Below are 18,134 nucleotides of genomic sequence, written 5' to 3'. Positions count from 1 at the left end.
GATCGTCCGCTGAATTCTTCACGGGTCGCGTTTGCCGGCCTTCGGAGGATGTCGTGGCAGTGGGGTTCCTGACCGATGACCAGGCTGCCGGGCACTGGGGAGCTCGGAACGAGAAGTCACGCCCAGGGGTTCGATCCGACGTTCTGGGACCTGCGCTCAATCCGGCGAGCCGTTCAGACGAGCGCAGACCGTGGCTGATCGGTACCGGAGAGGCTCATTGTCAGACTGCCGGCGCGTCCTCGGTGATCCGGTGGACCCCATGTGGGATGAGGAAGTCGAGGAACGAGTTCGGGTGGTAGGCCTGGGCGGGTGCGAGTACTCCCGGCTTGGCGGGGTCGGCGATGAGACGGCGGGCGCTTTCGACGGCGATCACCGCGGTCGTGCCGTAGGTGTCGGGGCCCTGGACGATGCCGCGGGCACGGCGGCCGTCGGTACCGGTGGCGTCGAGCACGTAGGTGAAGCGCTGGGTGCGGCGGCGGTCCTCATCGGGTCCTTCCGGCAGGCTTTCGATGAGCTCCGGTGTGAGCGGGGTGTTCAGCTGGTCGCCCAGCGCCGCCTCCGTCAGGCCCTGGACATGCCGGAGGCGGACGTGACGGGGAATGGTCACCACCTCCGGCACCGGGAAGGCCGTCACCGGGGTTGCGTCCGACTGTCCAGGCAGCCTGATCGTGGTGTGGCGGGCGGGTATGCCGAGGCGCCAGTCGCCGTCGTCGTAGGTCATGCCTCCCGTTTTGATGGCGTCGATCGTTTCGACCAGTGAGCGCAGCGAGCCGCGCGACATGCCGCCGCCCCCGACGATCACGTGGGTGGTGATGATCTCTTCGACCGACTCAAGATGGTCGGCCAGGATGTGGGCCATGAGGTCTACCGGGACGCAGCCGTCGTTGGCGGCGGGCACGACGGTGACCCCGGCGTTCTCCGCCTCCGTGGTGAAGGTGTCGAAGATCTTCTTGATGTAGAGCTGCTCGCCTGAGGTGTCGACGTAGTGGCAGCCGGTGGTGATCGCGGCGCGGACCACGGCTTCACCTGAGGAGGTGAAGGGTCCGGCGCAGTTGATGACGCCGTCGCAGCCGCGGAACGCGCGCACCAGCGCCTCATGGTCACCGGTGTCGGCCACGCGTTGTTCCGCGTCGGGGAGACCGACCGTCGAGGCGGCCTCCCCCAGACGCGCGAGATCACGTCCGGCCAGGACCATCTCGATGTCGCGGCGTGCCAGTTCGGTGAGCACGAGCTTTCCCTGGTATCCATTCGCGCCATAAACGGCGATCTTCATGTCGTCTCCTCACGATGGAGCTGCGCGGTTGTTCGGCCATCAGCACAGTAAGGCGCTGATACGAGACGATTGAATACGTAATAAGCTTCGGAGTTTGCGTCATCGTCTTCGCCGAGGTCGTCATTGGTTACACTGGCTGCGTGGATGTCCTGTCTGACGTGGTGAGTGCGGCGCGGACCGGTCGACCCCATTCGAGTCGGGTGGTCAAGTCCGCTCCCTTCGCCGAGTGGTTTGCGCCGGTGCCGTCCGCCGGGTTCCACATCGTTCTCCAGGGAACGTGCTGGCTTCTCCCTTCGCAGGGTGAGCCGATCGCGCTCGGACCGGGTGACGTGGCGTTCCTGCCGCGCGGATCCGCACACGGGCTGGCCGACGACCCGTCCACCCCGGCGAGCGATCCGCCCGCAACGTTCACCGGAGTCCGTGATGACCGCGCCGACGAGACGTCAGCCGAGCGGCCGCCCACGGTGGTCATGCTCTGCGGCGCCTACCTCCTGGACGGCTCCGGGTCACATCCACTCCTGAACGACCTGCCCGAGGTCATCCACCTGCCGACACGGGTAGGGCGCCACAGGGAACTCCGCGCCGCGATCGAACTCCTCGGCGTGGAACTGGACAACGACGCCCGCCCAGGCTCCGACACGATCCTGCTCACCCTGCTGGATCTTCTCCTGCTCTACATCCTGCGCGCGTGGTTCGAACAACGGCGCCTCTCCAGCCACTCCGCCACCGGCTGGGCCGCGGCCCTGCACGACCCCGCAGTCGCCGCCGCCCTCCGCGCCATCCATGGAGACCCCAGCCGACAATGGACCGTCGAGGAGTTGGGCGCGCAGGCACGCCTGTCCCGTGCCGCCTTCGCCCGGCGATTCACCCACCTGGTCGGCCAGCCACCGCTCACCTACCTGACATGGTGGCGGATGACCACCGCCGCCCGGCTCCTGCGCACCTCCGACGCCCCCGTCAACACGATCGCCCAACAGGTCGGCTACAGCTCGCAGTACACCTTCACCCATGCCTTCAAACGCCAGTACGGGTCACCGCCCGGCGGTTACCGGCGCCGCGTCGGCTGAAGCACGACACCCGCGTCGGGATCTTCGAGGTCCGGCGGCCTATGACAGTCGGTTAACGGCGTCCAAGAGGCCGCGCGAGTCCTGGAAGCCTGTTCGTGGCGAATCCAGACAGGAGAACGGGTGGGCTTCCCGGTGCTCGGGTCCGGCGGAACGACCCGTGGGCGGCACGTCATGCAGCCGAAATATGGAAACCGGGAACGCTTGGCTTCGCCGACCGTCCTCCTCCGAAGGCGTTTTTCCACCCAGCCGCCAGGAATCGGTAACACCCCGATTTGGCCGGTGGGTGGGAACGCGGGCGCCGCGACAGCCGCACCCCGTCGTCGCTGGGGCCACCGCACGGCTGCCGCGCCTGCGGCGTCGCCGAGCGTGATTGGGAAGTCGTTCGATCGCCCTGCCCTGGCTGAGACGGCCCTGTCACACTTCGCCGACGACGCGACCTGACCGTTTCCGCGGGACGCGTGCTAAGTTGGCCACATGACCAATTTGGCCGATCGACCAAACTCGGCGCGAGGCGACCGGCGTCGCGAGCAGCTGGTGGAGACCGGCATCGCGCTCCTGGACGAGCAGGGGTGGCCCGGCGTCACCACGCGCGCGGTGGCCGAGCGCGCCGGAACCAACCCCGGCCTGATCCACTACCACTTCGGCGGCCTGCCCGGCCTGCACGCGGCGATCTTCCGGCGGGCCACCGACCTCATCATCAACCCGCTCGTCGAGGAGTTGCTCGGCGCCGACGACGAGCGGGCCGCCCTCACCACGATCGCGACCCTGCTGCCCCGTACGGCGGGCGACGGGCCCACCCGGCTGGCCGCGGAACTGATCGTCGGAGCGACCCGCGACCCCACACTGGGCGCGGTGCTGCGCGACGAGCTACGCCAGGCCCGGGGGCGGATCGCCGAGCGCCTGAGCCGGTCGCATCCCGACTGGCCGCCCGGCCGGTCGATCGGGATCACCACCCTGGTCGTCGCCGCGATCGACGGGCTGATGCTGCACTACATGATCGACAGCGAGCTTCCCATCGGCGAGGCGCTGGCCGTGGCCGAGCAACTGCTGCCCAGGGAGGACGGATGAGGGTCCTCATCAGCGGGGGCGGGATCGCCGGGCTCACGCTGGCGTACTGGTTGCGGCACCGCGGCATCGAACCCGTCGTGGTGGAACACGCGCCACACGGTCGCCTGGGCGGGTACGGGATCGACTTCTTCGGCACCGGATACGACGTGGCCACCCGCATGGGCGTCCTCGACCGGCTGACCCCGCACCGGTTGCCGGTCGACGCGGTCGAGTTCGTCGACGCCTCAGGGCGTTCCCAGGCCAGCCTGACGCCGGAGCTGCTGGAGCGGATCATCCGGGGGCCACACCTGCCGCTGATGCACTCCACGCTGGAGGGCGCCCTGCTCGACGCCGTCGCCGCCGAGGTGGAGATCCGCTTCGGGGAGAGCCTCGCCGAGGTCCGCGACACCGGCACGGCCGTCGAGGTCGGCTTCACGGGCGGTGGCAGGGAACGGTTCGATCTGCTGGTGGGGGCCGACGGCGTTCACTCGCGGACCCGGGAACTCGTCTTCGGCCATGAGGAGCGGTTCGTCCGTCACCTCGGCTGCCGCCTGGCCTCCTACCCGGTGACCGACCGCTACGGCTGGGGCCGGGTGCGCGCCCACTACACCGAGCCGGGACGTCAGGTCGTCGTCTATCCCGATGATGAGCCCGGTCGCCTGGTCACCCTGCTGTTGTTCCGCTCGCCGTACGGCGAGAGCGTTCCGCGTGAGCGGCGCCTGGACCTGCTGCGGGCGCGGTTCGACGGCGCGGGCTGGCTCACGCCGTCGTTGCTGGACGACGCCCCCGCAGGGGAGTCCATCTTCATGGACACGATGGCCCAGGTCGTGATGCCCGCCTGGCATCGTGGCCGGGTCGCCCTGGTCGGCGACGCGTGCGGCTGCATGACCATGGTCTCGGCCCAGGGCGTGTCCATGGCGATGGCCGGGGCGTACGTGCTGGCCGAGGCGCTGGCGTCCGAGCCCGGCCACGAAAGCGCCTTCGCCCGCTACCAGGCGCGGATGCGTCCCCAGGTACGGCGTCGCCAGCGCAACGCGCTGCTGTTCGCCCGGATGCTGCTGCCCGTCACCCGAGCCGGGCTGACGGTCCAGAGCCTGGCCAACCGGCTCATCACACGTCACCTGTTCGCACCCGTCCTGCGCCGGCAGTTCGGCGCGGACAGTTTCCTGCCCCCGGCCACCGTCGAATTCGAGAGAGGCTGAATCATGGAGATCGTCAACAGGCCCGCCCCGCCGACCGGGATACGCCGCAGGCTGTGGCGGCTGCCCATCCTGCTGTACCGGGCGGGTCTGGGGGCGCTGATGGGCCACCGCGTCATGCTGCTCACCCACACCGGACGGGTCTCAGGACGTCGCCGCCAAGCCGTCATCGAGGTCGTCCATCACGACGAGCACGGCTACTTCGCCGCCTCCGGGTTCGGAGTCAAAGCCGACTGGTACCGCAACGTCATGGCCACTCCCGAAGTGACGATCCAGGTCGGCGGCCGCGTCCTCCAGGTGACGGCCACCCCCGTCGAGACCGAGGCGGGGGCCGAGATCATGGCCCGGTACGCGCCCCGCCACCCCGCCGCGGCCCGTCGGCTCTGCAAGATCATGGGCTTCGCCGTTGACGGCAGTCAGGAGGACTACCGCGAGGTGGGCAGACACATCCCCTTCGTCTGCTTCACTCCGCGCCGGCCCCACAGCGGCTGACCAACCGGCGACCGCCGCCGGATCAAACGCTTCACCGACCTCTCCCGAAAACGGGCGAACTCCCGCGAAATTCCTCTGGCCGATGCGTTTCGCCACTGTTACCGCCAACGTCTGAGCGTCGAGCTGTACCCGAACCTGGAAGAGAGGCTCGCGCCGGAGCTCACCATCGGCGCCGACCCGGCTCTGCGTGCGCTCGCCGGACCGATCTTCGATCCGCCCTCCGCCGGAGGCCTGACCGCCTGACGGGTGACGGGCGCCGCCGCCGTCCTCGCCAGTCTGTTCGCCACCCGGCACACCCGCACCGAGAAGGAGACCGGCGAGCCGATCGGTGCCGGAACGGTCGACCGTCACGCGCCTCCGGCAGCCGCCGTACTCGTGGCCGGTGCGGCGAACCTCGCCGTCGCCTTGCTCGGTCTGGCCGTACGGGGACCGCCCGTCTCCGGGGCCCCGACCTCTTCGACCTCTCGCCGGCGGGGACGGGCTGGGTGTTCACCGTGGTCACGGCGCTGATCGAGACAGCCCGCGCCGCAACGCCATCGCCGTCCCCGGTCTGGCCTTCCTCCTGCGGGCGATGGCCATTCCTGTGTCCGGTCGCGGTGCCCTCCCTGGGGCCGCGGTGCATCCTTTTGTCGGCGCCGCCCGCGCAAGTCCCCGAGGAATCGGCGTCCGACCCGTACGGCGGAGCGAGCGGGCAAACGACGGCTGTCCTCCAGGCCGGGCAGGGGCAGCCCGCCCCGAGGTCACCTCCCGCGCGGCTCGCAAAGTTCGCGAAAGCCGGTGTCTCCTGACTGGTGGCCTCGGCATTCGTAACGGCGGTACCGGATGGCGGGAATGGCAGGCATGCCGTTCCTCCCGCGCCGTCGTCCTTCCCGCCGGCAGGCCGTCACACTCCCGCCACTGCGCACGCCCCGGTCGGCCCTCTGGTGGGTTGCCTGCGTGACCGTGCTGGTGGCCGTCGCGGTCGCCGCCACGTTGTGGTGGCTCCTGGCCGACCCGGCCGCGACCGTTTCCATCTCGAACCCCAGCACCGGTGGAGCGGGGAACGCGCGAGGAGAGGTGCTACGCACCGCACTGGCCGCCGGGGCCGCCGTCGGGGCGGCGGTCACGCTGGTGCTGGCCTTCCGCCGCCAGCACCACCAGGAGGTCCCGCCGCGCACACCACCCACGATGCCGTCGAGCGCCGGGTGACCGACCTGTATACGAAGGCGGTCGAGCAGCTCGGTCATGAGGCGGCCGCGGTACGACTGGCCGGTCTGTACGCCCTGGAGCGCCTGGCGCAGGACAACCCTGGCCACCGGCAGACCATCGTCAACGTCATCTGCGCCTACCTGCGCATGCCCTTCAACCCGCCGCCCGACGGCCCCCGGCAGGACCTGACGCCCGCCGTCCCGCGTGCCGCCATCGCCGGAGCCTCCGCCCCTGCCTCAGGGCGCGACTCGCATGAAGAACTCCAGGTTCGGCTGACCGCCCAGCGCATCCTGGAAGAACACCTCCACGACGACCGCCCACCGGCTGATCGCACCGCCGAACTGGCTGGCCCCCGGTTCTGGGAGGGCATGCGCATCGACCTGACCGGCGCCACCCTCACCACTCCGAACTTCCGCAACTGCCACGTCACGGAGGCCAACTTCCACAGAGTGGCCTTCACAGGGGACGCCACGTTCCACGGGGCGACCTTCGCCGGGAACGCCGATTTCAACGGGGCGACCTTCACCCGGGACGCCGATTTCAACGGAGCAACCTTCGCCAGGAACACCGGATTCAACAGGGCAACCTTCACCAGAGACGCCAGGTTCAACGGAGCAGCCTTCACCAGCGGCGCCTATTTCCACATGACGACCTTCGACAAGACCGCCTGGTTCGACAAGGCGACCTTCAACGGGAAGACCAGGTTTAACAGGGTGACCTTCACCGACGTTGCCGGCTTCTACATGGCGGCCTTTCCCCAAGGCGTCGAATTCTTCGACGCGACGGCTGCTCCCGTAAACGGTCACGTGTGGCCGGATGGATGGCGCCTGGAGGTGACGTTCGATGGCAAGGGTTATCTGGTCGCAGACGCGGTTGACGAGCCCGGACCGGTTGACGCGCCAGACGAGAAGGGTTGACCGGGCGACCCTGCCTGTAACCAGCAGATCAAGCTGTGGCCTCCGCCGCCCCGCCCCCGCCGTCTGCGGACGCGTCCTGCTCGTCGGCGCCGAACAGCTGCAGTTACTCGCCGGGCGGTTCGGTTCCGGTGAGTTTCAGGCATCGGCGGCAGGCGACCGGCCCGCGGTCCGGGTGGGCCGCGCCGGGGTCCCAGCCGCTGACGCCGACCATGCAGGCCGGGCCGGGCATTCGCTCGTCGGCGAACCACTTCGTCATGGCGACCTCGTGCACGATGCCCGAGGACCGGACCCGGAGGTTGGAGCCGTCGGCGTAGGCGGCCCGCGCCGCCGCGGCGATCGTCGCCAGCGCGGCGTACACCTCCGAAATGCTCTCCATCCCTCCCACCAGGTCGCCGGTCACTGATCACTGTCTTCCCGACGCCCCGGCGGGGACGAGCGCTTACGGCTCGAAGGTCTGGTCGGCGACGGCGGCCTGCTCGGCCGCCCCGGCGCGGAAGGCGCGGGCGCTGGCCTCGGCTGTCCGGTGCGGGCGGTCAGGGTGACCTCGGCAGTCTCCAGCCGGGCGCTCCTCGACGCGCTCCTGACCAGCGAAGAAAGGCAGACGTACCACCCACACACATGGGTTACACAGTGCTTTCGTGTTACTACTTTAAGTAACGACACTGTGATGGGTCCCCCTCAGCAAAGAGAAAGGACACCCATGAACCACCCCACCCACAGGCTCTCGGCACGACGGCTGGCGGCGGCGACCGTACTCGCAGCCGCCCTCACCGGCACTGCGATGGTCGCTCCCCAAGCCGCGGTAGCCCTCGACGCCCACACCCAGGCCGCCATGAGCGACGTACAGAGCCACACGATCAGGACGTTCTCGGACAAGTGCTTCACCGTCGCTAACACCGACCCCGGCAACAGCGTCCCCATCCGGACCTACACCTGCCGCAGTAACGACCCCTCTCAACAGTTCACCCTCATCCCCGTTGGAAACAACGAGTACGAGATCAGGACGTTCTCGGACAAGTGCTTCACCGTCGCCAACAGCGACCCCGGCAACAGCGTCCCCATCCGGACCTACACCTGCCGCGGTGACTTCTCCCAGCGGTTCCGTCTCGTTCCCGCCGGAAACAACGAGTACGAGATCAAGGCGTTCTCGGACAAGTGCTTCACCATCGCCAACGGCGACCCCGGCAACAGCGCCCCCATCCGGACCTACACCTGCAGCGGCGACTTCTCCCAGCGGTTCCGCTTCGACCCGGGCCTCTAAGAGGTAGTTGAACGGCCACCGGCGGCCCAGGAAAACGCCTGCGCCGCTGGAGTGCCCACCAATGGCACGCGCACGGGATCGACCCAAGGGGGGACCCCTGCGCGCCCGGCCGGGGCCCAGACCGTGATCCCGGCCGTTCCTGTTGCGCTCCGCCGCACCTACCCGAGCGGCGATGAGCTGCTCGATGGAGGTTCCCCATGGTGTTTCGGATGCGGGCGGCCGCCGTGGCCGCCGCGGTCGGTGTCGGTGTGGCGGTCAGCGGGGCGGCCTCAGTCGCCGCCGACGAGACCCGGGCAGGGGATACCCGCCCGGTGGTGTTCGTGCACGGGCTCCATGCGGGCCCGGGCGTCTGGTCGTCGATGAAGGAGAGGTTCGAGAAGGACACCGCGGGCGACTTCCCGCCGGGAAGACTGCATGCCTTCGACTACAGCGAAACCACCGAGGACCACATCACCGACAACGCGAAACGGCTCTCCGGCTGGCTCTCCTCCGAGCAGCTGGGCGAGGTCGACGTGGTCTCTCACTCCATGGGAGGGCTGGTGGCCAGGAAAGCCCAGGAGGACGGCGCCACGATCCGCCGGATCATCACCCTGGCGACCCCCAACCACGGAACCGGATGCTGCTGGTCTCCTACCCGCCACCCCTGGCAGGCGTGCCAGGACATGTGGCGCGACACCCTGTTCGGCACGGAGAGCGACTTCCTGAAGGACCTGAACGCCCATGCGCACATCACCCCCGACACCGTCATGACGTATGCGACCGGGACCGATGACGGGCAGGTGGCCGCCGACAGCGTGCACCTGGACGGGGCCGTCAACCTGACGATCGAACCGGAGACCTCGGGCGGCAGCTGCATCGACCCCTCGGTGCACAACTCGATCCTGGACCGGGAAAAGGTGGCCACCGACTCCATGAACTTCCTACGGTACGGGGCCGCCGGAGTCTCACAGCAGTCCGTCCTGTCCAGGCAGAGCAGCGAACCCTGAGCCGCCGCCTCACCCAGTACCGTACGGCAGCCGCGGCCCGTGGCCTCGATCACTCCTGTCCGACAACGCCATCGGCAAGACCCTGCTCACCCAAGCCAGCCGCACCTATCCCACGATCACCAAGGCCTGGGTGGACACCGGCTTCAAGAACGCCGCCGTCGAACACGGTGCCCGCCTGGGCATCGACGTCGAGGTCGTCGCACGGCGCTCCAACCAGCCCGGCTTCCACGTCGCCAAACGCCGCTGGCTCATGCTCCACCGTCGGCTGGCCCGCGACTACGAGACACGACCAGACCACGCCGCAGCCATGATCCGCCTAGCCTCCATCGACAACCTCACCCGACGCATAACCGGCTAAACCACCCCACTGGCGATACGCGTAACTGGCAATCAACCACAAACTTCGCTCTTCAGACGCTCTCTTAGAGCGGCGGGGCCGCCACAGCGGACTTCGATACAGGCCCTAGTCCCAGGAACACCAGCGGCCACGAACCGGCCGCGTGATCAAGGAGACCCAGCATGACAATCCAGCGGATGGACAACGTCCTCATCGTTGTCGACGACCTTGACGCCGCCATCGCGTTCTTCGGGGTCCCTGACAGCGCCGACGACCCCGAACGGGTGACGCCCCGCCCCGACACCGATCACCGGAGCGACCCGCTCCGGATCGTGCTGCCGCCCGTCTCCTGGAACGTGATCAGGTTGTCGAGGGCCTGACCGGCGTTCGCCCTACACTCGTTGGCTGTCGTTCGGCACGGTCTACGGCCAGAGGTGGGAGCAGAGGTGGAGTTCCGGGTTCTCGGCCCCATCGAGGTGCGCGGCGACGACGGACACGCCGTCGACGTGGGCGGGCAGCGCCCCCGAGCGGTCCTGGCCCGGCTCCTGGCCGCGCGAGGGACCGTCGTCCCCACCGAGACGCTGATCGACGACCTGTACGGCGACACGCCTCCCCCGGGGGCGCGTGCCACGCTGCACGCCTACATCTCCAACCTCCGCCGTGTCATCGAGCCGGAGCGAGGGCCGCGCACTCCCGCCCGGCTTCTCCTGTCCAGGCCGCCCGGTTACCTCCTCGACACGAGGGACGTCGACGCGATCCGCTTCGCCGAACTGGTGCGGGCTTCGGAGTCGGGCCCGCCCGGGGAGGTGCTGGTCCGCCTCGACAAGGCGCTCGCGCTGTGGCGTGGCTCGCCGTACGCGGAGACGGCCGACGAGCCCTGGGCGGTCGGCGAGGCGAACCGGCTGGGAGAACTGCGCCTCATCGCGGTCGAACGGCGCGCCCGGGCGCTGCTGGATCTCGGCCGTCCGCACACGGCGATCGACGCGCTCACGACGGAGACCGCGCGGCATCCGCTGAGGGAGAGCCTGTGGTGTCTGCTCGCGGCCGCGCTCTCGCGCGTCGGCCGTCACGCCGACGCCCTGTCCGCGGCGGCCCAGGCGAAGGAGGCACTGGAGCAGCTCGGCCTGGACCCGGGACCCGAGTTGCGGGCGCTGGAGCACGACATCCTCCGGCAGGCCGGTCCGTCCCGGCCGGCGGCCCCCGCCCCCACCGGCAGGCAGCGGGAACTGGCCGAGCTGAAGACGCTGCTGGGCCGGGCGGACCACCGAGGGGTGGCCATCGCCGCGGTTACCGGTGAACCGGGGATCGGGAAGACCTTCCTGCTCGACGCACTGCGCCGGCACTGTGACGATCTCGGATACCTCATCCTCAGCGGGGGCTGCCACGAGGCCCAGGGGGCGCCGCCGCTGTGGCCGTGGCTCCAGGTGCTGAACGCGCTGGCCCTCGTCTGCCCCCCGCCCGACCTGCCGGCGCTGGCCGGGCTCCTGGACGAGGAGGTGCCCGCCGGTTCCACCGACGCCGCCCGGCTGCGGCGCAACAAGGCCATCGCCGAATGGCTCGCGTCGGCCGCCCGCGCCCGGCCGACGCTGATCGTCCTGGACGACCTGCACTGGGCCGACCCCGCGTCGCTCGAACTGCTCAGGGACGTGGTCATGTGCACCGAGGGCGCGGCCGAACCGGCGCCCGTCACCCTGGTGACGGCCTTCCGCGACGCGGCGTTCGCCGGCGCGCCCTCCACAAGCACGAACGGCCTCACGGTGGACGAACTGCTCGGGCGCGTCACCCGATACGAGCTGCTGCGGATCCGGCTCACCGGCCTGGAGGCCGACGCCGTACGGGCGATCGCGGCGGAGATGGGCACGGACCTCGACGAGCCGACGGTCGGCCGGCTGACCGAGCGCACCGGAGGCAACCCGTTCTTCGTCCGCGAGAGCGTGCGGCTGCTCGCCCAGGGCCGGGAGCTGGACACGCTCCCCGACGGGGTGGCGGACGTGGTCCGTCGGCGGATCGCCGTACTGCCGCCGGAGACCGGCGAGGCATTGAAGATCGCCGCAGTGATCGGGCGGGCCTTCGACCCCGCGGTGGTCGCGGAGGTGGGCCGCTCGGAGGTGTACGACCTGCTGGATCGCGCGGCACAGGCCGGTCTGGTCGTCGAGCGGGGCAAACGGATGGCCTTCGTCCACGACCTGGTTCAGGAGACCCTCCTCACGGACATCCCGCCGCTGCGGAAGGCGGCGCTTCACCGCGACGTGATGGCCGCGCTGGCCGCCCGCCCCGGCAGCGACGTGGCCGCGATCGCGCATCACGCGGTCGAGGCCGGGCCGGCGGCCTACCGCGACGCGGTCCGCTGGGCCCGGGCCGCGGCCGAGCAGGCGGGCCTGCGCATGGCCTTCGAGGAGGCGGCCCAGTGGTTGGGCCGCGCGATCGACGCGCACGGCGCCTGCTCCGGAAATCCGCTCGACCACGTCGAGCTGCTGCTCCGTCAGGTCCGGGCTCTTCTGGACGCCGGAGACCTGGTCGGGGCCCGGAGGGCGAGAGCCGAGGCCGTGCGCGCCGCCGACCGGGCCGGGGCGGGGCCGGAGCTGACCGCCCGGGCGCTGACCGCGCTCGACGCGCCCGCGAAATGGACGCTTCGCGACCCCTACGAGGCGGTGGAACTGCGCCTCGTCCACCGGTTCGAAACCTGCCTGCGGATGCTGCCGCCCACGGACAGCCCCGAACGCGCCCGGCTGCTCGGCGGCCTCGCCCAGGAACTGTACGACGGGACCGGAAACCCGCTCTGCGACTCCCTGTCCGCCGAGGCCGTACGGATGGCGCGCCGCCTGGGCGACCCGCTCCTGCTGATGGGGATGCTCAACGCGCGCCACCTGGCCCTGCCCCAGCCGCTGCATGTCTCCGAGCTGCGGGACATCACCGATGAGCTGCACGCGCTGGCGCTGCGCGCGGAGTCGCCCGGGTTCGAGCTGCTCGCACAACTGCTGTACACGAATGTCAGGCTGGAGACCTTCGACGTCGGCGGCGCGGACGCCGCCGCCGCCCGGTGCGACGCCGTCTTGGAGCGGCTGCCGCTGCCGTGGCCCCGTTTCCAGCACACCATGTGGCGAGCCGTACGGCTCACGCTGGACGGCCGGTTCGGCGACGCGGACGCCACGTATCGCGAGGCCGGACGCCAGGCGGACCGGATCGGCATGTGGCACGCCGACGGCCTCGTCGCCATGGGGCGCGTCATGCTGCACTACCACCGGGATGCCATCGCGGACGCGGGGCCGTACATCGACCGCACGGCCGTCTTCCACCCCTCCATGGGCAGGGCCGCCCGGATCCTTCAGCTGTGCGCGCAGGGCCGGGCCGCGGAGGCGGGTGACCTCGCCCGGGACGGCTGGCGCACGCCGCCCGAGGACTGGTCGTGGCTGAACGCGAGCTGCCTCCAGGCGGCGGCGCAGGCGGCCCTCGGTCACGTCTCCGCCTGCCGGCTGACCTACTCGGCGCTGCTGCCCTACAGCGGGCGCGTCTCCGCCTGGTCGGGAGTGATGTGCACGGGCCCGGTCGACTGGTATCTGGCCCTGCTCGCCGGCGCCATGGGCGACGCGGACGCCGCACGGCGGCACCTCGCACTGGTGGCCCGGCTGTCGGACGAGAACGGGCTGACCTGGTGGCGGGACCGGGCGGTCGTGAAGAGGGACCAAGAGGGACCAAGCCAGGCCTAGAGTGGCCAAGAGAACCCCAAACGCCGGCCCCCAGGATGGGTGCAGGGCCGCAGAGCGCGGCCCGGCACAACCAGATGGGGGATTGTCATGCGCGACATTCTCAAGATCGAAGACTTGCCTGCGGGCGTCTCCGAGCTCGCGGGCGCGGACCTGGACGCCGTCGCCGGTATCGACATCGTGCTCGACGACGGCACCGTGATCTCGGCGAGCATGAGCCCCGGGACGGCCTACGTCTCCACCGCGAATTACGGCCGGCCCACCGACACCATCAAGTACAACTGACCGGCGGCATGAGCCGACCGTGACGACCGCGGCCTGCTCCTGGCGCTGACCGCCTGACCAGGTGCGGCCGGTCTCACGCCTCACACCGGGGAGCCGACGTCCGTGGACGGCGGCTCCCCCCACGTATGACGGCGAAGGAATCCCGACCGTGTTATTGATCATCAGTAGCGCCCGCGACGACTCGGTGCACGCCGTGCTGCCTAAGCTGAAGGAGCGCGGCGTGCCGCTGCTGTGGTGGGACGAGGCCGACTATCCCGGGTCCTCCACCCTCACCACCAGCTTCATCAGCGGTCGCTGGCGCCAGCGGCTGACCTATCGAGGAGAGACGCACGACCTGTCGGCGGTGACCGCGGTCTGGTATCGCCGCCCCGACAAGCCGTCCGCTCCGGACGTGCGGGAGCCGTCACAGCGAGAGTTCGCCGAGCACGGGGCCAAGCACGCGCTCGCCGGCGCGTACGACCTCATGGTGGGGGCGAGGTGGATGCCGGCGCAGCCGCAGCGGGCCCGGGCGATCGACAACAAGCTGCTGCACCTGCATCGCGCCACCGAACTCGGATTCGCCGTGGTCGACACCGTCGTGACGAACGACCCTGACGAACTCGCCCCGGCGTGGAACCGGGCCGGGGGCCGTCTTGTCACCAAGATGCTCGACTACAGCCCGTTCAAACTGGGCGGTGAGGAGGGCCACCTCTACACGGCGGTCGTGCCGCGGCGCCGGCTGTCGGGCCGGCACCGGCTCCGGTACGGCCCCGCGATGCTACAGCCCCAGGTGCCGAAGGCGTACGAGCTGCGAGTGACCGTCGTGGGCGAGCGGGTGTTCGCGGCCCGCATCGATTCCCAGGCGTCACGGCTGACCGCCGTCGACTGGCGGCACTACGACGATCCCAACGTGGGCTACTCCGCCTACGATCTGCCGCGGGACGTCGCCGACCGGTGTGTCCGGCTCGTGGCGGGACTCGGCCTGACCTTCGGCGCCCTGGACTTCATCGTGACGCCGGACAGCCGGTACGTCTTCCTGGAGCTCAACGTCAACGGGCAGTGGGCCTTCGTCGAGCTGCTCAGCGGCCTGCCCATCAGCGACGCGATCGCCGGCTGGCTCGCTGACGCGACCGCCCGTCCCCCTGTCAAGGAGCCCGCCGATGCCCATTGACCAGAACACCTTCGCCACGGACCTCGCCGACGCGGTCGCGCTCCTGCGCCGCCTGCCGCCCGCCCGGGACGCAGTGCGCGACGCGCACCGGCGTGTGCGGGACTGGGCCGCAGAGCGGCCGTGGCTGCGCGCCGACCTCGTGGTCGACGAGCCGCCGGGAACGACCAGGGTCGGGTACGACCTGCTCCTCGAGCACCCCGAGGGCGGCACGGTCGCGCTGTCGGCCGAGGTGGACGACGGTGTTCCGTGGCTGGTCGACCACTCCACCCACTGGGCGGCGGGGCAGGTCGTCAACGTCGACGGGCACGGGCTGTCGATCTTCACGGCGCTTTCCACCATCCGGGCGCTCGGCGCACGCGATCGGCAACTGCACGAACGGCTCGTGGACCACTGCATCCTCCTCGGCGAGGTGGAGGACGACACGTTGACCGTCGCGGAAACCCAGCAGGCCGCCGACGAGTTCCGCCGGCGGCGCGGGCTCACCACCCGCGCCCGGACGCTGGAGTGGCTCGCCGACAGCGGCCTGTCCGAGGACGCCTTCCGGGAGCACGTCAAGACGCAGGCGCGCATCGCCCGGGTCCGCGAGCGCTTCGCCGGTGACCCGGCCCGGCGCTACCTCGCCGGGCATCCGGAGCGGTTCACCGTACGGCGGGCGGCGTGGGTGACCGGGCCGCGCCCCGAGCCGCTGCGGGCCCTGCTCGACGGGCCGGTGACCGAGTTCGCGAACCGGGTCACGGCCACTCTGCTGGCACCTGGCGAAGCCGCCGGACTACGGCTGGAGGCCGCCGCGACGCTCACCCCTCGTCTGCCCGAACCCCTGCGCGACGTCCCGGCGGGAACGGCGGCCGGGCCGGTCCCGTACGACGGCGGCCATCTGGCCGGGGTGGTGTACGAGGTCGTCCCGCCGGACCCCGAGTCGCCCGAGGTGCTCGACGCGGCCCGGGATGCGGCGTTCCAGGCATGGCTCGACGAGCGGCGGTGCGCATCCGAGATCAAATGGTTCTGGCTATGAGACGGCGGGTGCCGCTGCGGATGCAACTCACCCGCAGCGAGTGCGGCGCCGCCTGCCTGGCCATGGTGCTCGGCGCGCTGGGGCGCCGCACCGGCCTCGCGGAGGTGCGCGAGCACCTCGCCGAGGGCGTCGACGGGGTGAGCCTGCGCGAGATGATCCGCGCCGGGGCCCGCTTCGGGCTGCGGCTGCGCGCCTGCCGCGCCCCGCTGGACACCATCGCGGAGCTGGCCGCGCCGTTCATCGCCCTGTGGGAGAACAACCACTTCGTGGTGGTCGAGCGGGTGACGTCGCGCGGCGTCGCCGTCCTCGACCCGGCCCGAGGGCGCAGGCGGCTGTCGCAGCGCCAGTTCAGGGCCGGCTACTCCGGCACGGTACTGCTCGCCGACGCCCCCGCCGGGCTCACGCCCGCCGTCAGATCCCGGCCGTGGCGAGTGCTGCGTCCGCTGGTCGCCCCCGCGCTGGCGAACCGCAGGCTGGTGGCCGCCGTGCTGCTGGCCTCGCTCGCCACGCAGGTCCTCGGCCTGGCCGTACCGCTGTTCACCAAGATCGTGGTGGACCGGCCGGTGCAGATCGACGTGACGGCGCTCGCGGCGGCCGCCTGCTGCGTCGTCGTCGTGCACGCGCTGATCGCGTGGACCCGCGCCTGGACGCTGATCAGGCTGCAGACCTCGGTCGCGGCCGAGGTCATGCGCACGCTCGTCGGCCACACGCTGGCCCTGCCGTACCGCTTCTTCCAGCAGCGGTCGAGAGGCGATCTGCTGAGCAGGCTCAGCGGGGTCGCGATGCTCCGCGACCTTCTCACCGAGCAGTCGCTGACCTTCCTGTTCGACCTGTTCACCGCGGTGACGTACCTGACGCTGCTCTTCGTGGCCTCCCCCGGGCTCGCGTCGCTGACGCTCGCGGTCGCCGCCGCCCAAGGCGTCGTCGTGCTGGCCACGGCCCGTAGCGGACGCCATCTGGCCCTCGCCGCGGTGCACAGCAACGCGGCCACCCAGTCCGCCCTGGTGGACAGCCTCGGCGGAATCGAGGCGATCAAAGCCACCGGCGGCGAGGCGGCCGCCGTCGCCCGCTGGCGCGGGCACCACGACGAAGAACTGACCACCGGGGCGGCGCGCAACCGGCACGTGGCCGGAGTGCAGGCAGCCAGCAACGCCCTCGGCATGGCACTCGACCTGGGACTGCTCGTCGCCGTGTTCGCCACCGCCGACGGGCGGACACTGGGTGACCAGCTCGCCCTGGTGTCGCTGGCGGCCGCGGCGACGGCGCCGCTCGCGTCGCTGCTCGGCATCGTCTACCAGCTGCAACTCGCCGCCGCGCACATCGGCCGGATCGCCGACCTGATCAGCGCGGAGCAGGAACGCGCCGGAGGCGTCCGGCTGGACGGAGGGCTGCGCGGCGGCATCACCCTGACCGGCATCAGCACCGGATACGACGCTCGCACACCGGTGCTGCGGGACGTCTCCCTGCGCGTCCCGCCCGGCGCGCGGGTGGCGATCGTCGGCGCCTCCGGGTCCGGCAAGACCACCCTCGGCCGGGTGCTGGTCGGGCTGGTGGAGCCGGCCGCGGGGCAGGTGCGTTTCGACGGGATCCCGCTGGAGGAGCTCGACCTGCGGTGGCTGCGCGGGCAGGTGGGGGTGGTCACCCAGCAGCCGCACCTGTTCGCGGGCACGATCAGGGACAACATCGCCGGCTTCGCCCCCGTGAGCCGGCAGATGGTCGAGTACGCCGCCCGGCTGGCCGAGATCCACGACGAGATCGTGCGGCTTCCCCAGGGGTACGACACCAACATCGGGGAGGGCGGGGGACGCCTGTCCGGCGGGCAGCGGCAGCGGGTCGCGCTGGCCCGCGCGCTCGCCCGCCGCCCCCGGGTCCTGCTGCTCGACGAGCCGACCGCCAGCCTGGACGCGGTCACGGAGGAACGCATCCGCCGCAACCTGCTGCGGCTCGGGCAGACGCAGATCATCATCGCCCACCGGCTGTCGACCATCCGGGACGCCGACCTGATCGTCGTACTCGATCGGGGCCGGCTGGTCGAGGCCGGCACCCACGACGAGTTGATGGCGTACGGCGGTCACTACGCCGACCTGGTCCGCTACCAGCACCAGGCGCCCGGCTTCGCCGGAGCCGCTCCCAGCAGCCGCCAAGTGTGATCCCAGTGGTCAGCAAGTCCGTCCTTGTTGGGTGAGATCGATAGCCGGATCTCACCTGGAGGACGT

Annotated in this window: 17 protein-coding genes and 1 pseudogene; 15 read left to right on the top strand and 3 right to left on the bottom strand. The window is 70.8% G+C overall.

Features of this window, described 5'->3' with window-relative positions:
- Positions 1 to 220: 220 nt before the first annotated feature.
- The gene (locus tag ABT340_RS20740; protein WP_352012406.1) at positions 221 to 1,273 is read right to left on the bottom strand and encodes a saccharopine dehydrogenase family protein; all 1,053 of its coding nucleotides are present in this window, start codon (positions 1,271 to 1,273) and stop codon (positions 221 to 223) included.
- Positions 1,274 to 1,413: 140 nt separating this feature from the next.
- Between ABT340_RS20740 and ABT340_RS20735 the strand changes: the two genes are divergently transcribed.
- The 6 genes from ABT340_RS20735 (at position 1,414) to ABT340_RS20710 (ending at position 7,183) form a co-directional block, all read left to right on the top strand.
- Positions 1,414 to 2,340, top strand: a complete 927-nt coding sequence (locus ABT340_RS20735; RefSeq protein ID WP_352012405.1) for an AraC family transcriptional regulator — start codon at positions 1,414 to 1,416, stop codon at positions 2,338 to 2,340.
- 474 nt (positions 2,341 to 2,814) lie between these two features.
- Positions 2,815 to 3,408, top strand: coding sequence for a TetR/AcrR family transcriptional regulator (locus ABT340_RS20730; RefSeq protein WP_352012404.1), 594 nt, complete (start codon positions 2,815 to 2,817; stop codon positions 3,406 to 3,408).
- Positions 3,405 to 4,589 (top strand): FAD-dependent monooxygenase, encoded by a 1,185-nt coding sequence (locus ABT340_RS20725; protein ID WP_352012403.1) that lies wholly within the window; start codon positions 3,405 to 3,407, stop codon positions 4,587 to 4,589. The genes ABT340_RS20730 and ABT340_RS20725 overlap by 4 nt, the downstream gene beginning before the upstream one ends.
- 3 nt (positions 4,590 to 4,592) lie before the next feature.
- The gene (locus ABT340_RS20720; protein ID WP_352012402.1) at positions 4,593 to 5,078 is read left to right on the top strand and encodes a nitroreductase family deazaflavin-dependent oxidoreductase; all 486 of its coding nucleotides are present in this window, start codon (positions 4,593 to 4,595) and stop codon (positions 5,076 to 5,078) included.
- A gap of 936 nt (positions 5,079 to 6,014) precedes the next feature.
- A complete protein-coding gene (locus tag ABT340_RS20715; protein ID WP_352012401.1) occupies positions 6,015 to 6,266 on the top strand; it encodes a hypothetical protein in 252 nt (83 codons plus the stop codon).
- The gene (locus ABT340_RS20710; RefSeq protein WP_352012400.1) at positions 6,263 to 7,183 is read left to right on the top strand and encodes a pentapeptide repeat-containing protein; all 921 of its coding nucleotides are present in this window, start codon (positions 6,263 to 6,265) and stop codon (positions 7,181 to 7,183) included. The genes ABT340_RS20715 and ABT340_RS20710 overlap by 4 nt, the downstream gene beginning before the upstream one ends.
- 103 nt (positions 7,184 to 7,286) lie before the next feature.
- Here ABT340_RS20710 and ABT340_RS20705 read toward each other — a convergent pair whose 3' ends face one another.
- On the bottom strand, positions 7,287 to 7,559 hold the full coding sequence (locus ABT340_RS20705; protein WP_352012399.1) for a hypothetical protein: 273 nt from the start codon (positions 7,557 to 7,559) through the stop codon (positions 7,287 to 7,289).
- Positions 7,560 to 7,622: 63 nt separating this feature from the next.
- On the bottom strand, positions 7,623 to 7,793 hold the full coding sequence (locus ABT340_RS20700) for a hypothetical protein (protein ID WP_352012398.1): 171 nt from the start codon (positions 7,791 to 7,793) through the stop codon (positions 7,623 to 7,625).
- 90 nt (positions 7,794 to 7,883) lie between these two features.
- Here ABT340_RS20700 and ABT340_RS20695 point away from each other — a divergent pair, with 90 nt between their 5' ends.
- The 9 genes and pseudogenes from ABT340_RS20695 (at position 7,884) to ABT340_RS20655 (ending at position 18,068) form a co-directional block, all read left to right on the top strand.
- The gene (locus ABT340_RS20695) at positions 7,884 to 8,444 is read left to right on the top strand and encodes an RICIN domain-containing protein (protein WP_352012397.1); all 561 of its coding nucleotides are present in this window, start codon (positions 7,884 to 7,886) and stop codon (positions 8,442 to 8,444) included.
- A gap of 197 nt (positions 8,445 to 8,641) precedes the next feature.
- Positions 8,642 to 9,430, top strand: a complete 789-nt coding sequence (locus ABT340_RS20690) for an esterase/lipase family protein (protein ID WP_352012396.1) — start codon at positions 8,642 to 8,644, stop codon at positions 9,428 to 9,430.
- A 55-nt stretch (positions 9,431 to 9,485) separates the two neighbouring features.
- Positions 9,486 to 9,788 (top strand): annotated as a pseudogene (locus ABT340_RS20685) (IS5/IS1182 family transposase); the annotation flags it as partial.
- Between the two features lie 161 nt (positions 9,789 to 9,949).
- Entirely contained in the window at positions 9,950 to 10,147 is a 198-nt protein-coding gene (locus tag ABT340_RS20680; RefSeq protein ID WP_352012395.1) for a hypothetical protein, read from the top strand.
- A gap of 66 nt (positions 10,148 to 10,213) precedes the next feature.
- Positions 10,214 to 13,474 carry an ATP-binding protein gene (locus tag ABT340_RS20675; RefSeq protein WP_352012394.1) on the top strand — a complete coding sequence of 1,087 codons (3,261 nt, stop codon included), beginning with the start codon at positions 10,214 to 10,216 and terminating at the stop codon, positions 13,472 to 13,474.
- Between the two features lie 87 nt (positions 13,475 to 13,561).
- Positions 13,562 to 13,756, top strand: a complete 195-nt coding sequence (locus ABT340_RS20670; RefSeq protein ID WP_352012393.1) for a hypothetical protein — start codon at positions 13,562 to 13,564, stop codon at positions 13,754 to 13,756.
- A 148-nt stretch (positions 13,757 to 13,904) separates the two neighbouring features.
- Complete coding sequence (locus ABT340_RS20665; RefSeq protein WP_352012392.1) at positions 13,905 to 14,906, top strand: MvdC/MvdD family ATP grasp protein; 1,002 nt, start codon at positions 13,905 to 13,907, stop codon at positions 14,904 to 14,906.
- The gene (locus ABT340_RS20660) at positions 14,896 to 15,918 is read left to right on the top strand and encodes a TIGR04500 family putative peptide maturation system protein (protein WP_352012391.1); all 1,023 of its coding nucleotides are present in this window, start codon (positions 14,896 to 14,898) and stop codon (positions 15,916 to 15,918) included. Before ABT340_RS20665 ends, ABT340_RS20660 begins: the two co-directional genes overlap by 11 nt.
- A complete protein-coding gene (locus ABT340_RS20655; RefSeq protein ID WP_352012390.1) occupies positions 15,915 to 18,068 on the top strand; it encodes a peptidase domain-containing ABC transporter in 2,154 nt (717 codons plus the stop codon). The genes ABT340_RS20660 and ABT340_RS20655 overlap by 4 nt, the downstream gene beginning before the upstream one ends.
- Positions 18,069 to 18,134 lie beyond the last annotated feature (66 nt).

The sequence above is a fragment of the Streptosporangium sp. NPDC000239 genome, assembly GCF_040300765.1.
Lineage (GTDB): Bacteria > Actinomycetota > Actinomycetes > Streptosporangiales > Streptosporangiaceae > Streptosporangium.
Note: the sequence above shows the minus strand (reverse complement) of the source record. Positions and strands in the feature narration are given on the sequence as shown.